Genomic DNA, 14,677 nt, shown 5'->3' on the forward strand with positions numbered 1-14,677 from the left:
AGCTCTAACGTGACCTGCGCGTGCGGGCGCGGTCGAGGCGGTTGCGTACGAAGGTCAGCGCGCCTCCGGCGCCGGGCGCAAGCCGCAGCGCCAGCGCTCCGGCAGCCGTGCGGTACGGCTGCGCCAGCAGAACACCGTACCGGCTGCTGGGCAGTGCCCGGCGTCGGAGCAGTCCCCCGAGGGGGCGCAGGGAGGTGACGAGGGAGCTTCCCTCGGCGCACCGCACCTCCGCCCGGACGTCCCAGGCCTGCATCCCGCGCAGCCCCCGGCGGCGTCCTTCGGCGGCCAGGGCGGCGAGCCGGAAGGGCACCTCGGCGCTCCAGCCGTCCCCGTCGGCGGCGGGCCGCAGCTCCACGGGCCGTACGAGGACGGGCTCGCCGCCGGCCCGGGGCAGGAAGCTGAGCCGGACGCTCCGCGGCGCGGCCGCCGCGAGGCGCCCGTAGAGCTCGCGCAGCCGGATCCGGACGGCGCCGCTCCCGGCGGGTTCGGCGTCGACGGTGACGGGGAGTTCGGCGACCGGCATCCCGGCGAGCCCGTCCAGCTCGACGGGCAGTTCCTCGCTCCACACCGCCGTCCCGCCCGGACCGGTGGCGTACGGGGGCAGCAGCCGCGGCGGTTCGGCGGCGAGTCGGGTCAGCCGCTCGATGTCGGTGGGCGGGGCCTCGGAGGCCGGCAGGACGCGCGCGATCCAGCGGGCGTGCGCGCTCGCGGCCTCGATCTCGGCCTCGCCGAAGCCCGCCAGGTACTCCCGGGTCAGGGTCCACCAGGCGCTCTGGTATTCGGGGTCCTTGCCGATCTCGCGCAGGTACATGCGCAGGTCGTACTCCAGGAACTTCACCTGGCAGGCGCGGCCCAGCTCGGGGGAGGCGGCGGCGAGCGTCCGGGCGGCGGTGCGGTGGGCCTCGACGCGGGAGCGCCAGTTGCCGACGTCCTTGCGGTCCAGGGAGATCGACACCCGGGCGGCGCGGCGGCGCACGTGCCACACGTAGACGAGGTCCCCGACCACCGCGATGCGCGGGGCGGCGGCCAGGACGCGGGCGGTGAAGACGAAGTCCTCGTAGACGAACCGGCCGTCGGGGAAGCGGATGCCGTGCTTCTCCAGGAAGGCGCGGTCGTAGAGCTTGTTGACGCAGAGGGTGTCGCGGACCAGCTCGGGCCGGTCGGCGGGCCGCTCGATCACCTCGCCGGGGGTGTGGAGCCCCGGCATCCACGGCACGTCGCGGCCCTCGGGCAGCTCCCGCCGTACGCACGCGCCGACGGTGACCGGCGCGCGGTGCTCCTCGGCCGCCCGGACCAGGGCCTCGGCCGCCCCCGGAGGCAGGATGTCGTCGCTGTCCAGGAAGAGGACGTAGGGGGAGAGAGCGGCCGCGATCCCGTCGTTGCGCGGGGTACCGCAGCCGCCGCTGTTCTCCGCGCGGTGCACGACCTTCAGCCGGGGATGGGCCGCGGCCAGCTCGTCCAGCACCCGCGCCGTCCCGTCCGAGGAGGCGTCGTCCACCGCGATGACCTCGGCGACCACCGGGCCCTGGGCGAGGGCCGAGGAAACGGCCTCGCCCACGAGCCCGGCGTCGTTGTACGCGATCACCACGACGGAGACCGCGGGTGTGTTCGTGCTGGAATTGCTGCTGCTCACCCGCAGGATCCTAGGCGACCGGTGTAAAGGCCTCGTTCACCCGTGGATCAGAACGGGCGGAACTCGTCGTACTCCTGCTGGGCGGAGTCGCGCGTGGCGTCCTTCTCCTTGCGGCGCGTGGTGGCCGGGCGCGGAGCCTCCAGGCGGTGGTCCTCGCCTCGGCGGCCCAGCATCTCGGCGCCGGCCATCATGGTCGGCTCCCAGTCGAAGACGACGGAGTTCTCGTCGGAGCCGATCGCGACGCCGTCACCGGCGCGGGCGCCGGCCTTCTTCAGCGCTTCCTCGACACCGAGGCGGCTGAGCCGGTCCGCGAGGTAGCCGACGGCCTCGTCGTTGTTGAAGTCGGTCTGGCGGACCCAGCGCTCCGGCTTCTCGCCGCGCACCTTGTAGACGTCCTCGACCTCGTCGTAGGTGACGGTGAAGCCGGAGTCGTCCACGGCCTTCGGGCGGATGACGACACGGGTCGCCTCCTCCTTCGGCTTGCGGGCGCGCGCCTTGGCGATGACCTCGGCGAGGAAGTAGGAGAGCTCCTTGAGGCCCGTACGGGAGACCGCGGAGACCTCGAAGACCTTGTAGCCGCGCGCCTCCAGGTCCGGGCGGACCATGTCGGCGAGCTCCTGGCCGTCCGGGATGTCGACCTTGTTCAGGACGACCAGGCGCGGACGCTTCTCCAGGCCGCCGCCGTAGATCTTCAGCTCCTCCTCGATGACGTCGAGGTCGGCCACCGGGTCACGGTCGGACTCCAGGGTGGCGGTGTCCAGGACGTGCACGAGGATCGAGCAGCGCTCGACGTGGCGCAGGAACTCCAGGCCGAGGCCCTTGCCCTGGCTGGCGCCGGGGATCAGGCCCGGGACGTCGGCGATCGTGTAGACGGTCGAGCCGGCGGTGACGACGCCCAGGTTCGGGACGAGGGTGGTGAAGGGGTAGTCCGCGATCTTGGGCTTGGCGGCGGAGAGCACCGAGATCAGCGAGGACTTGCCCGCGCTCGGGAAGCCCACCAGCGCCACGTCGGCGACGGTCTTGAGCTCCAGGGTGATGTCGCCGGTGGTACCGGGGACACCGAGGAGCGCGAAGCCGGGCGCCTTGCGGCGGGCGGAGGACAGCGCGGCGTTGCCGAGGCCGCCACGGCCGCCCTCGGCGGCGACGTAGGTGGTGCCCTGGCCGACGAGGTCGGCGAGGACGTTGCCCTCCTTGTCGAGCACGACGGTGCCGTCCGGCACGGGCAGGATCAGATCCTGGCCGTCCTTGCCGGAGCGGTTGTCGCCGGCGCCGGGCTGGCCGTTGGTGGCCTTGCGGTGCGGGCTGTGGTGGTAGTCCAGCAGGGTGGTGATCGCCTGCTCCACTACGAGGATGACGTCACCGCCACGGCCGCCGTTGCCGCCATCGGGGCCGCCGAGCGGCTTGAACTTCTCCCGGTGAACGGAGGCGCAGCCGTGGCCCCCGTTACCCGCGGCGACATGCAGCTCGACGCGGTCCACGAAGGTGGTCATGGTTGTTCCTCCAGATACATGCGGGAATGTCCCGGGCAGGCCTTGCCGCCCATTAAACGTGTCTATGTGACAACGCGCCGAGGGCGGACCTCTCTTCCCGGTTCGCACCGGAAAGAGTTGAGATCCGCCCTCGGAAAGCTACGAACGCTTGATCAGCAGAAGCTGGATCAGGCGGCCGGAACGATGTTGACGACCTTGCGGCCACGGTGCGTGCCGAACTCGACGGCACCCGCCTGCAGCGCGAACAGCGTGTCGTCGCCACCACGGCCCACACCCGAACCCGGGTGGAAGTGGGTGCCACGCTGGCGGACGAGGATCTCACCAGCGGAAACGACCTGACCGCCGAAGCGCTTCACGCCGAGCCGCTGGGCATTGGAGTCGCGCCCGTTCCGGGTGGACGATGCGCCCTTCTTGTGTGCCATGTCTCAGTCCCTCTTACTTCGCAGCCGTGGGGATACCGGTGACCTTGATCGCCGTGTACTGCTGGCGGTGACCCTGGCGACGGCGGTAGCCGGTCTTGTTCTTGTAGCGCAGGATGTCGATCTTGGCGCCCTTGTGGTGGTCCACGATCTCGGCCTCGACCTTGATCCCGGCCAGAACCCACGGGTCGCTGGTCACGGCGTCGCCGTCGACAACGAGCAGGGTCGAGAGCTCGACCGTGTCGCCAACCTTGGCAGTGGGAATCTTGTCAACCTCAACGATGTCACCAACAGCAACCTTGTGCTGGCGACCACCGCTGCGCACGATGGCGTACACGCGGATCTCTCTCTCACTCGGGACGGATGCTCCTGAAGCCAGCCACTCACGCGGGCCGGGGCCCACGGTGATCCGGGATTGGACGAGCGGCCTCTCCCGCACGTGGTGCTCAGCGGGAGGAAGGTGCTCAGGAGCGCGGCGCGCGTTAGACGTATTCGCCTAAGACATGCCGACGGTCTAGGTTACGGGCCCGGTACCAGGGGGTCAAACCGGGTCCCGCAGGGCTGTGGGGCCCGCCGTGCGGCGGGGTCCCACAGCCGTGCTGTTTCTTCTTCAGTGCGTGGATCAGGCTTCGGTCGGAGCCGAGACGGACGGGAGCGTCTGCTGCTCCGCCGCCGCGGTCTTCTTCGTCGCCCGCTTCGCCACGGTCTTCTTGGCCGTCGCCTTCTTCGCGACGGTCGTCTTGGCGGCCGCCGCCTTCTTGGCCGGGGCCTTCTTCGCCGTGGTGGTCGCCTTCTTGGCCGGAGCCTTCTTGGCGGCCGTCTTGCGGACCGCCTTCTTGGCCGGGACCTCGGCCTCGGGCTCTTCCTCGGCCTCGGACTCGACCTCGGCCGGGGCCGGCTCGGCCTCCGCCGCCGGGGTCTCGACGACCACGACGGCCGCCTCCGCCGCGCCTGCCGGTCCGGCGGGTGCGGTGGCCTTGCGGGTGGCACGGCGACGCGGGCGGGCCGGGGCGGCCTCCGCGACGGGCTCGGCCGGGGTCTCGGCGACGACCGGCTCGGGCTCGGGCTCCACGACGGCCGCCTCCGGCTCCGGCACGACGACCGGCTCCGGGGTGACCTCGGTGGCCGGGGCGCCCGCCGGAGCGGTCGCCTTACGGGTCGCACGGCGACGCGTACGGCCCTTCGGCGCGGCCTCCTCCACCGGGGCGACCGGAGCCGCCTCGACCGTCTCGGCGGCGTCCACGGCCTCGGCGACGACCTCGGCGGACGGCTCCAGCACCGTGTCGGCCGGCTCCAGCACCGGCTCGGCCTCGACCTCGACCTGCGGGGCCGGCGCCGGGGTGACCGGGCGTACCGCACCGCGCGGGGCGCCCGCCGGAGCGGTCGCCTTACGGGTGGCGCGGCGGCGGTTGCGACGGCCGCTGATGCCGGCCGCGGCCTCGGCCTCGGCCGGGCTGCTGTACAGGTCCTCGTCCGGAACGAACTCCGGCTCCGGCAGGGCCCGCGGCGCGGCGGCCTCGGCAGCCACCTCGGCTTCGGTCTCGGCCTCGAAGACGTCGGAGTCGACCGTCTCGATGGCCTCCATCGCCTCGACATCGTGCTCGTGTTCGAGGGCGCGGCCACCGCGGCGCTTGGAGCGCTTGCCGTTGCCGCCACCGCCGACCACGGTCGGGGTCTCCATGTGCACGATGACACCGCGGCCGTTGCAGTGGACGCAGGTCTCGGAGAAGGACTCCAGCAGACCCTGGCCCACCCGCTTGCGGGTCATCTGCACCAGGCCCAGCGAGGTGACCTCGGCCACCTGGTGCTTGGTGCGGTCGCGGCCCAGGCACTCCAGCATGCGCCGCAGGACCAGGTCGCGGTTGGACTCCAGGACCATGTCGATGAAGTCGATGACGACGATGCCGCCCAGGTCGCGCAGCCGCAGCTGGCGCACGATCTCCTCGGCCGCCTCCAGGTTGTTCCTGGTGACGGTCTCCTCGAGGTTGCCGCCCTGACCGGTGAACTTGCCGGTGTTGACGTCGATGACGATCATCGCCTCGGTCTTGTCGATCACGAGGGAGCCGCCCGAGGGCAGCCACACCTTGCGGTCGAGCGCCTTGGCGAGCTGCTCGTCGATCCGGTACGTCGCGAAGACGTCGACCTCGGAGGTCCAGCGCGACAGCCGGCCGGCCAGGTCCGGAGCCACGTGGTTCACGTAGCCGTGGATGGTCTCCCAGGCGCTGTCACCACTGACGATGACCTTCGAGAAGTCCTCGTTGAAGATGTCGCGCACGACGCGGACGGTCATGTCCGGCTCGCCGTAGAGCAGGCTCGGCGAAGAGGTCGACAGCTGCTTCGACTTCTTCTGGATGTCCTCCCACTGGCCCTGCAGACGCTCGACGTCGCGGCGCAGCTCGTCCTCGCTCGCGCCCTCGGCGGCGGTGCGCACGATGACGCCCGCGTCCTCGGGGACGATCTTCTTGAGGATCGTCTTCAGGCGGGCGCGCTCGGTGTCGGGCAGCTTGCGGCTGATGCCGGTCATCGAGCCCTCGGGCACGTAGACCAGGTAGCGGCCGGGCAGCGAGACCTGACTCGTCAGACGGGCGCCCTTGTGTCCGATCGGGTCCTTGGTGACCTGCACCAGGACCGACTGGCCGGACTTGAGGGCGGACTCGATGCGGCGCGGCCCGTTGGCCATGCCGAGCGCCTCGAAGTTGACCTCACCGGCGTACAGCACCGCGTTGCGGCCCTTGCCGATGTCGATGAAGGCGGCCTCCATCGACGGCAGCACGTTCTGGACCTTGCCCAGGTAGACGTTGCCGACGTACGAGGTGGCCTCTTCCTTGTTGACGTAGTGCTCGACGAGCACGTTGTCCTCGAGGACGCCGATCTGGGTGCGCTCGCCGGCCTGGCGGACGACCATCACGCGCTCGACGGCCTCACGGCGGGCCAGGAACTCGGCCTCCGTGATGATCGGGACGCGGCGGCGGCCCTGCTCGCGGCCCTCGCGGCGGCGCTGCTTCTTCGCCTCCAGGCGGGTCGAGCCCTTGATGGACTGGACCTCGTCGGAGGAGATGGAGTCGATGCGCTCACGGGCCGTGCGCGGCTCGCGGACCTTGACGACGGTGCGTACGCCGTCCTCGTCGCCCGCTGCTTCGGCGTCGGTGCCGTTGTCACCGCTGCGACGGCGACGGCGGCGACGGCGACGGCTGGAGCTGGAACCGAGGGCCTCTTCGGTCTCGTCCTCCTCTTCCTCGTCGGCCTCCTGCTCCGCGGCCTCGGCCTCTTCGGCCTCCTCGGCGGACTCGTCGAGGTCGGTGGCCTCACCACGGCGGCGGCGACGGCCACCGCGACGGCGACGGCGCGACGGGCGCTCGCCCGACTCGTCGCCCTCTTCGAACTCGGCGGTCTCTTCCTCGAACTCGGCCTCCGGCTCCTCCTCGGCCAGCACCTCGGGGAGGGACACCGGCGCGGGCTCGGCGACCGGCGCGGGCGCGGGCTCGGCGGCGCCGCGGCCACGGCGACGGCGACGGCCGGCCGGCTGCGCGGCCGGGGCGGGGGCCTGGACGGCCTCGGCCAGGGCCTCCGGCTCCTCCTCCTCGACCTCTTCGGCCGGGGCGGCGGCGCGGGCGGCCGCGGCGGCCATGGCGGCGGTCTCCGGGGTCTGGAACATCGGCTCGGCGAAGACCGGGGCCTGGAAGACGGCCACGGCGGGACGCCCGGCTCGGCGGCCACGACCCGGGGCGGCGGGCGCCTCGGGCTCGGCGGCAGCGGCGGGGGCGGCGGGCTGCGCGGGGGCGGCCGGGGCGGTGGACCGGGTGACGCGGCGGCGGCCACCGCGCTTCGGAGAGTCCACGGCGTCGGCGACGGTGACGGACTTGCTCGGGGCGGGGGCCGGGGCCTCCTCCGCCACGGGGGCGGCGGCCGGGGCGGCGTCCGGAGCGGTCACGGCGCGGGTGGCGCGGCGACGGGCACGCGGAGCGGCAGCGGCAGCGGCAGCCGGGGGAGCCTCCTCCTCGACGACCGGGGCGGGGGTCTCCACGACAGCCTCGGCGGCCGGGGCGGCCTCGGCGGCAACCGGGGCGGTCACGGCGCGGGTGGCACGGCGACGGGCACGCGGAGCGGCAGCGGCGGGAGCCTCCTCCTCGACCACGGGCACGGGAGTCTCCACGACGGCCTCGGCGGCAGGCGCCTCAGGAGCCGCGACAGCGCGGGTGGCACGGCGACGTGCACGCGGAGCGGGAGCGGCGGGAGCCTCCTCCTCGACCACGGGCACGGGAGTCTCGACGACGGCCTCGGCGGCAGGCGCCTCAGCGGCGGCCACGGCGCGGGTGGCACGACGGCGAGCACGCGGAGCGGCAGCGGCCGGAGCCTCTTCCGCCGGTGGCGGGGTCTCCACGACGGCCTCGGCGGCCTCGGCGGCGACCGGAGCGGTCACCGCCCGGGTGGCACGACGACGGGCACGCGGGGCCGGAGTGGCCACGGGCTCCTCGACCACGGGCGGGGCCTCGGCGACGGTCGTCTCCGGGGCGACTGCGGCGCCGCCGGGCGGGCCGGCGGGCCGGGAAGCGGCGCGGCGACGCCTGCGCGGAGGCAGGTTGTCGCTGGGGCCGTCGCCGGCGGCGGTGGGGTTCTGGTTTTCGGTGTTGTCGAGCATGCGGGGTGTTCTCCCGTCACGCTCCCGGGCGCCGCGGCTGACATCCGGTCCGGCACGGCTTCGCGTAATGAGCGCGGAGCCGGCCTCCGGGGCGCGTTCGCCACACGGGAGCTGTAGTCCATGGCCGCCGGTTCCGTACGTGTTGTCCGTACGGCCTGGCGGAAGTCTTCAGGTCTGTGCGCTGCCCGACCCAGGTGGCTCCCGAGTACCAGGGCGGCGCGACAACGACGATCCCTACGCGGCGGGACCTTCCGGCGCCTTCGCGTCGGCGGCTACGGCGGCCGTGGGTGTGGCGGCCGTGTCAGCCTCGCGGTCGGGCGCGAGCGGGTCGGTCACCGTGCCGGACTCCTCGTCGAAGAGCCCCTGCGCCAGCCTGGTCACCGCTGCGGGGACCGGCGGCGCCAGGTCGGCCACAGCTCGGAGACCGGACAGGACGTCGTCGGGTCGCACGGCAGGTGTCAGATGCCGAACAACCAGCCGCAGTATCGCACAGGCATTGTCCAGAGGCCTATCGGCCGCGGGAGCGGCCTGCGCTTCGAGGCTGACCACGGCCGCGCGGGTGTCGAAGGTGCGCATGCCGTTCTTGGTGCGGCGCTGGACTTCCACCGCCTCGGCGGCGAGGAAGGCCGACACGGCCCGTTCGGCGTCGGCGAGCTCCACGCCCTCCAGGCGCAGCTCCCAGACGGAGGCGGTCAGCCGGTCCGCGAGGCCCGAGGTGTGGGCCTCGACGGCGTCGATGATGTCGAGCCCGGTGGGCATCGACTCGTCGAGCAGCTCGCGCAGCTTGTCCGGGTCGCGGGGCTCCGCGAGGGCGATCTCCAGGTACTCGGCCTCACTGCCGGTGCCGGTGGGCGCGGCGTTCGCGTACGAGACCCGGGGGTGGGGGGTGAAGCCGGCCGAGTACGCCATGGGCACCTCGGCGCGGCGCAGGGCCCGCTCGAACGCGCGCTGGAAGTCTCGGTGGCTGGTGAACCGGAGGCGGCCGCGCTTGGTGTAACGCAGTCTGATGCGCTGCACCACCGGTGCGGGAGGCGGGCCTTCGGGCTGTCGCTTGCCCAGTGGTTCTTCTCCTTGTGCGGGGCTCCGCGGCTCGCGCGTCGCCCTGAGGTCCGTGGGCCTGCGGGCCACGCCCTGCCGGCCGGCTCACCCCTGCCGTTGGTGCAGGGAGATCTCGGGGGCGGGCGTGTTGCCTGCGGGTGTCTTACTACCCAGAGTACGCGCCCGTGACCTCGCCGGTTCCCCGGCGGGCCCGCCGAACAGCATCCGCCGCACCTCGGCCCCCGCCTCCCGCACCGCGCCGCGGACCGTCCGCCACACCTCCCGCGTGAATCGCCCGGCCGGCGCGAGCACATACCGGTACACCTGGGCGAGGGGCCAACCGACGAGGACCCGGGCGGCCCACTTGAACCCCCGCCACAGGGCGCCGGTGATCCGCGCGGCCACGTGCCAGGCCCAGGCGATGGCCTGTCCGACGGGGGTGAGCACGTACCGGTACAGCCCGACGGCCAGCCAGGCGACGCCCTGCCCGACGGGCCGCAGCAGGTACCGGTAGACGGCGGCGGCGACCCACGCGAGACCGTGCCCGACGGGCACGAGCACATAACGCCAGGTCACAGCGGCGAGCCAGGCGAGTCCCAGGCCGACGGGCCGCAGTACGTACCGCCACAGGCCCACCCACGGCCAGACGAAGAGGGTCATGGCCAGCGCCCACCCGAGGGGGCGCAGTACGAACATGGCGCCGCGTGCCAGGGGGTCCAGCAGGTACCGGTACAGCGCCCGGCCGACCGGGGCGAGGACGTACGTGTACAGGCCCGAGGCCAGCCACCCGATCCCCCGCCCGACCGGCGCCAGCACGTACCGCCACAGCCCGACCCAAGGCCACACGAAGACCAGCTTGAACAGCGTCACCGCCACCCACCCGAGGGCACGGAGCACCGGTCCGACGACGTGCGCGTACAGCGGCCCCAGCACGTGCCGGTGCGCGGCCCGCGCGCCTGCGACGAGCAGGTCCCAGACCACTCGTACGGGCAGTACGACGAGCACCGCCACGATCTTCACGGGGATCCGGACGACCCCCACCAGACACCCGTCGCCGTGGGCGGGCTGCGGCTTCTCGTTCTTCATGCCCTGAAGGACACCCGGACGGCCCCGCCCGTTGCAGGACGCCGCTGACGATTCGGTCACGCCGGGGGCGGCAACCGTTCGCTACCCGGGGCCCTTCGGTCCGTCAAGCCACGTGATTGCGGGGCGTGACCCGACGCGCGGGCCGGGGCTTACTGGAAACACCCCTTTCCGCCCATCTCACTCACCAGAGGAGAACCGCCATGACCCACCCCTTCCGGACCCGACGTCTCGCTCTGTTCGCCGCCTCGACCGCCATCGCCGCGGGCGGCGTGCTGGTGCCCACGACCGCCTTCGCCGCCACCCCCGGGACGCCGCACACGGTCGTGGCGGACGGCGAGGGCGGCGACTCCGGCACCAAGTCCACCCTTCTGCTGTTCCCCGACGGCCCCGGCAACCGCGTCATCGTCATCCCCGACGAGGATGGGTCGAACAAGGACCGTCCCGGCAAGTGGGGCGACTGGAAGTGGGGCGACAAGCGTCCCGGCAAGGGCGGGTCGCCGGACGTGGTGGCCCCGGGGCCCGGCTCCCCGTGGCAGTGCGTCACCGCCCCGTGTGGTCCCCCCGGCACCGACGAGTCCACGACGCTGCCGGGCCATGCGCCTCCGGGCGCCCCGGACGCAAACAGCATCCGTCAGACCTGAGGACGGCCGTCCTCATGACTGTGCCCCCCACCGTGGACGGTGGGGGGCACAACCGGTGCGGGCTCAGCCCGGCGTCACTTCACGACCGACAGCGGGAGCAGCTTCTGGCCGGTCGGGCCGATCTGGATCTGGGTGTCGAGCTGAGGACACACGCCGCAGTCGAAGCACGGTGTCCAGCGGCAGTCCTCGACCTCGGTTTCGTCGAGGGCGTCCTGCCAGTCCTCCCACAGCCAGTCCTTGTCCAGGCCCGAGTCCAGGTGGTCCCAGGGCAGGACTTCCTCGTACGTGCGCTCGCGCGTCGTGTACCAGGCGACGTCCACGCCGTAGGCGGGCAGCGTCTTCTCCGCCGCCTGCATCCAGCGGTCGTACGAGAAGTGCTCGCGCCAGCCGTCGAAGCGGCCGCCCGACTCGTAGACGGCGCGGATGACGTCGCCGATGCGGCGGTCGCCGCGCGAGAGCAGGCCCTCGACGATGCCCGGCTTGCCGTCGTGGTAGCGGAAACCGATGGAGCGGCCGTACTTCTTGTCGCCGCGGATCTTGTCGCGGAGCTTGCCCAGGCGGGCGTCCGTCTCCTCGGCCGACAGCTGCGGCGCCCACTGGAACGGGGTGTGGGGCTTCGGCACGAAGCCGCCGATCGACACCGTGCAGCGGATGTCGTTCTGGCCGGAGACCTCGCGGCCCTTGGCGATGACGTTGACCGCCATGTCGCCGATCTGGAGGACGTCCTCGTCGGTCTCGGTCGGCAGGCCGCACATGAAGTACAGCTTCACCTGGCGCCAGCCGTTGCCGTAGGCGGTGGCGACGGTGCGGATCAGGTCCTCTTCCGAGACCATCTTGTTGATGACCTTGCGCATGCGCTCGGAGCCGCCCTCGGGGGCGAAGGTGAGGCCGGACCGACGGCCGTTGCGGGTCAGCTCGTTGGCCAGGTCGACGTTGAAGGCGTCCACCCGGGTCGACGGCAGGGACAGGCCCACCTTGTCGTCCGAGTAGCGGTCCGCGAGGCCCTTGGCGATGTCGGCGATCTCGGTGTGGTCCGCCGAGGAGAGCGAGAGGAGGCCGACCTCCTCGAAGCCCGTGGCCTTCAGCCCGCGCTCCACCATCTCGCCGATGCCGGTGATGCTTCGCTCCCGCACGGGTCGCGTGATCATGCCGGCCTGGCAGAAACGGCAGCCGCGGGTGCAGCCGCGGAAGATCTCGACGGACATCCGCTCGTGGACGGTCTCGGCGAGCGGGACCAGCGGCTGCTTGGGGTAGGGCCACTCGTCGAGGTCCATGACGGTGTGCTTGGACACGCGCCACGGCACGCCGGAGCGGTTCGGGACGACGCGGCCGATGCGGCCGTCCGGCAGGTACTCGACGTCGTAGAAGCCGGGCACGTAGACGTTGCCGGTCTTGGCGAGGCGCAGAAGGACTTCCTCGCGCCCGCCCGGGCGGCCCTCCGCCTTCCACGCGCGGATGATCTCGGTCATGTCGAGGACGGCCTGCTCGCCGTCGCCGATGATCGCGCAGTCGATGAATTCCGCGATCGGCTCGGGGTTGAAGGCCGCGTGGCCGCCGGCGAGGACGATGGGGTGGTCGACCGTACGGTTGCGGGCCTCCAGCGGGATGCCCGCGAGGTCCAGCGCCGTCAGCATGTTGGTGTAGCCGAGCTCGGTGGAGAAGGAGAGCCCGAAGACGTCGAAGGCGCTGACCGGCCGGTGCGAGTCCACGGTGAACTGCGGGACCTTGTGCTCGCGCATCAGCGCTTCGAGGTCCGGCCACACCGAGTACGTGCGCTCCGCGAGCACGCCCTCGCGCTCGTTCAGCACTTCGTAGAGGATCATGACGCCCTGGTTGGGCAGCCCCACCTCGTACGCGTCCGGGTACATCAGCGCCCAGCGGACGTCGGTGCTGTCCCAGTCCTTGACGGTGGAGTTCAGCTCACCACCGACGTACTGGATGGGCTTCTGCACATGCGGGAGCAGAGCTTCGAGCTGTGGGAAGACCGACTCGGACATTCACGCGACTTTCGTGAAGTGGGCAGGGGGCGACTCTCAAGCGTACCCCGGGGCACGGCCGCCGCCGCCACGTGATCATTCCGGGGATCGCTGCCGGACATCACTTCAGCCCGGCCCGCAGGCGCGGCTTCGAAGCCTTGGCCCAGACCTCCGGGAACTCCCGTTCGTGCCGGTCGGCGAGGGCTTCCTCGCGGCCGTACAGGATCCCCCAGGTGAAGGCCGACTCCCCCGCGGCCGCCGCCTGGACGGCGATGTCGCGCAGGGTCAGCCGGGCGAGGACGCCGTCGCGGTGGTCGCCGAGCAGGCGCTGCACCTTCTTCGCGGCCTTGGCCGGGCGCCGCGCGGGTTTGCCGAGGGCCGCGGTCGCCGCCTCGGCCGCGTAGCGGGCGCGTTTCGCCGCCCTGCGGGCGGCGTGCAGGGCCTGGTCCCGCTCCGGCCCCGGCTCCAGGGCCAGCGCCGCGGCGACCCGGCGGGCCAGGCGGTCCCAGTCGTCCAGCACCTCCTTCGGCAGGACGCGTTCGGCGGGGCGCGCGGCGGCTTTGAGGAGCGGTGGCTCGGCCAGCAGGGCGTCGAGCGAGTCCAGCAGGGTCAGGTACCGCTGTTTGTCGAGGACGGCGAGGACCTGGCGCCGGGTGCCGGTGCGGCGCGTGGCGTTCCAGATGCGCAGCCGGTCGCGGACCGGGCCCAGGAGGAGGCTGGGCGGGAGTTCGCCGAGCCGGCCGCGCAGCCGCTCCCGCAGCACTTCGCGGTCGCGGTCGGCGCCGAGTTCGGTGGCGAGCCAGCGCAGTTCGTCGCGGAGCGGATCGGTGGCGGCCCGGTCCAGCACCCTGCGGTACGTGGCCAGGGCGCTGCGCAGCCTTCGGGTGGCGACCCGCATCTGGTGGACGGAGTCGGGCAGGTCGCGGCGTACGGCGGGGTCCTTGGCGATCAGGGCGTCGCGCTGTTCGCGCAGGTACGACAGGACGTACGCGCCCGCCGTGCCCTCTGGGGACTCCTGCGGCCTGGCCGGCGGCGGGAGCCCGGTCTCGGAGAGGGCCCTGGCGACTTTGGACGGGGCGTCGCTGACCCGGAGTCCGGCCTTGCGGAACCTCTTCTCGACGGCGTCGAGCAGCGCGGGGTCGGTCCCGTCTGCGAGTTCCACCTCGACCTCGGTCCAGGCGGTGACGGCCTCGCCGCGCTCGGCGCGCACGGCGTCGGTGGCGAGTTCCGCGAGGAGGGTTCCGTCGCCGTCCAGCAGGTGGCTGACGTGGCGCTCGGAGCGGAGCCGGACCTGCGGCTCCAGCGGGGCGCCGCGTACGCGCGAGCGGAGGAGCGCGGTGAGGGCGCGGGGGACGGTGTCGGCGAGGGGGGCGTGGATCTCGTCGCGGACGCCCGGGGAGACGGGCAGTTTCAGGTGCCAGCCGGCGTCGGCGCCGCCGGTCCTGCGCCGCAGGGTGAGGCCGTCGGCGGCGAGCCGCTGGTCGGGGGTGTCGTAGTAGACGGCGTCGAGGTGGGTGGCGCCCTTGTCGCGTACGGCGGCGATGGCGGCCGTACCGGTCAGGTCCGGCAGCCGTTTGCGCACGGCCTTTCGGGACGCCGCGGCCTTTCCGGACGCCGCGGCCCTTGACCTGGCAGCCTTCTTCGACCGCGCCGACGGCTTCGCGTCGGTCCGCGTGAACTCGAATTTCCGCTCGATCTCGCGCTTCGTCTCCGCCATGGATCGAATCTAGTCCCGATCGGGCCGGATCGCGGTGG

The 14,677-nt window shown here is 72.7% G+C and carries 10 protein-coding genes; 1 reads left to right on the forward strand and 9 read right to left on the reverse strand.

Annotated features, from left to right (window positions below; genetic code table 11):
* Window positions 1-4: 4 nt before the first annotated feature.
* From ACWDYJ_RS24335 to ACWDYJ_RS24365, 7 genes are all read right to left on the reverse strand, one after another.
* Complete coding sequence (locus ACWDYJ_RS24335) at window positions 5-1,633, reverse strand: glycosyltransferase family 2 protein (RefSeq protein WP_451567706.1); 1,629 nt, start codon at window positions 1,631-1,633, stop codon at window positions 5-7.
* Between the two features lie 47 nt (window positions 1,634-1,680).
* Window positions 1,681-3,123: a GTPase ObgE gene (gene obgE, locus ACWDYJ_RS24340; protein WP_451567707.1), complete on the reverse strand. Its 1,443-nt coding sequence runs from the start codon at window positions 3,121-3,123 to the stop codon at window positions 1,681-1,683.
* A gap of 167 nt (window positions 3,124-3,290) precedes the next feature.
* Window positions 3,291-3,545, reverse strand: coding sequence for a 50S ribosomal protein L27 (gene rpmA, locus ACWDYJ_RS24345; protein WP_048480572.1), 255 nt, complete (start codon window positions 3,543-3,545; stop codon window positions 3,291-3,293).
* A gap of 13 nt (window positions 3,546-3,558) precedes the next feature.
* Complete coding sequence (rplU, locus tag ACWDYJ_RS24350) at window positions 3,559-3,879, reverse strand: 50S ribosomal protein L21 (protein WP_451567708.1); 321 nt, start codon at window positions 3,877-3,879, stop codon at window positions 3,559-3,561.
* A 285-nt stretch (window positions 3,880-4,164) separates the two neighbouring features.
* Entirely contained in the window at window positions 4,165-8,181 is a 4,017-nt protein-coding gene (locus tag ACWDYJ_RS24355) for an Rne/Rng family ribonuclease (protein WP_451567709.1), read from the reverse strand.
* Window positions 8,182-8,415: 234 nt separating this feature from the next.
* Window positions 8,416-9,198: a TIGR03936 family radical SAM-associated protein gene (locus ACWDYJ_RS24360; RefSeq protein WP_451567710.1), complete on the reverse strand. Its 783-nt coding sequence runs from the start codon at window positions 9,196-9,198 to the stop codon at window positions 8,416-8,418.
* A gap of 126 nt (window positions 9,199-9,324) precedes the next feature.
* Entirely contained in the window at window positions 9,325-10,305 is a 981-nt protein-coding gene (locus tag ACWDYJ_RS24365) for a hypothetical protein (RefSeq protein ID WP_451567711.1), read from the reverse strand.
* A gap of 200 nt (window positions 10,306-10,505) precedes the next feature.
* On the opposite strand from ACWDYJ_RS24365, the gene ACWDYJ_RS24370 reads away from it, so the two are divergent.
* On the forward strand, window positions 10,506-10,946 hold the full coding sequence (locus ACWDYJ_RS24370) for a hypothetical protein (protein WP_451567712.1): 441 nt from the start codon (window positions 10,506-10,508) through the stop codon (window positions 10,944-10,946).
* Between the two features lie 74 nt (window positions 10,947-11,020).
* Here ACWDYJ_RS24370 and ACWDYJ_RS24375 read toward each other — a convergent pair whose 3' ends face one another.
* Together ACWDYJ_RS24375 and ACWDYJ_RS24380 are read right to left on the reverse strand one after the other, a co-directional pair.
* Window positions 11,021-12,943: a TIGR03960 family B12-binding radical SAM protein gene (locus ACWDYJ_RS24375; protein ID WP_451567713.1), complete on the reverse strand. Its 1,923-nt coding sequence runs from the start codon at window positions 12,941-12,943 to the stop codon at window positions 11,021-11,023.
* A 100-nt stretch (window positions 12,944-13,043) separates the two neighbouring features.
* Window positions 13,044-14,639, reverse strand: a complete 1,596-nt coding sequence (locus ACWDYJ_RS24380; protein WP_451567714.1) for a CYTH and CHAD domain-containing protein — start codon at window positions 14,637-14,639, stop codon at window positions 13,044-13,046.
* Between the last annotated feature and the right edge of the window lie 38 nt (window positions 14,640-14,677).

Source organism: Streptomyces sp. NPDC003042, assembly GCF_053591315.1.

Coding starts and splice junctions, on each gene's coding strand:
- obgE (WP_451567707.1), bottom strand. CDS start 3,123: ATGACCACCTTCGTGGACCGCGTCGAGCTGCATGTCGCCGCGGGTAAC.
- ACWDYJ_RS24355 (WP_451567709.1), bottom strand. CDS start 8,181: ATGCTCGACAACACCGAAAACCAGAACCCCACCGCCGCCGGCGACGGC.
- ACWDYJ_RS24375 (WP_451567713.1), bottom strand. CDS start 12,943: ATGTCCGAGTCGGTCTTCCCACAGCTCGAAGCTCTGCTCCCGCATGTG.
- rpmA (WP_048480572.1), bottom strand. CDS start 3,545: ATGGCACACAAGAAGGGCGCATCGTCCACCCGGAACGGGCGCGACTCC.
- ACWDYJ_RS24380 (WP_451567714.1), bottom strand. CDS start 14,639: ATGGCGGAGACGAAGCGCGAGATCGAGCGGAAATTCGAGTTCACGCGG.
- ACWDYJ_RS24370 (WP_451567712.1), top strand. CDS start 10,506: ATGACCCACCCCTTCCGGACCCGACGTCTCGCTCTGTTCGCCGCCTCG.
- ACWDYJ_RS24365 (WP_451567711.1), bottom strand. CDS start 10,305: ATGAAGAACGAGAAGCCGCAGCCCGCCCACGGCGACGGGTGTCTGGTG.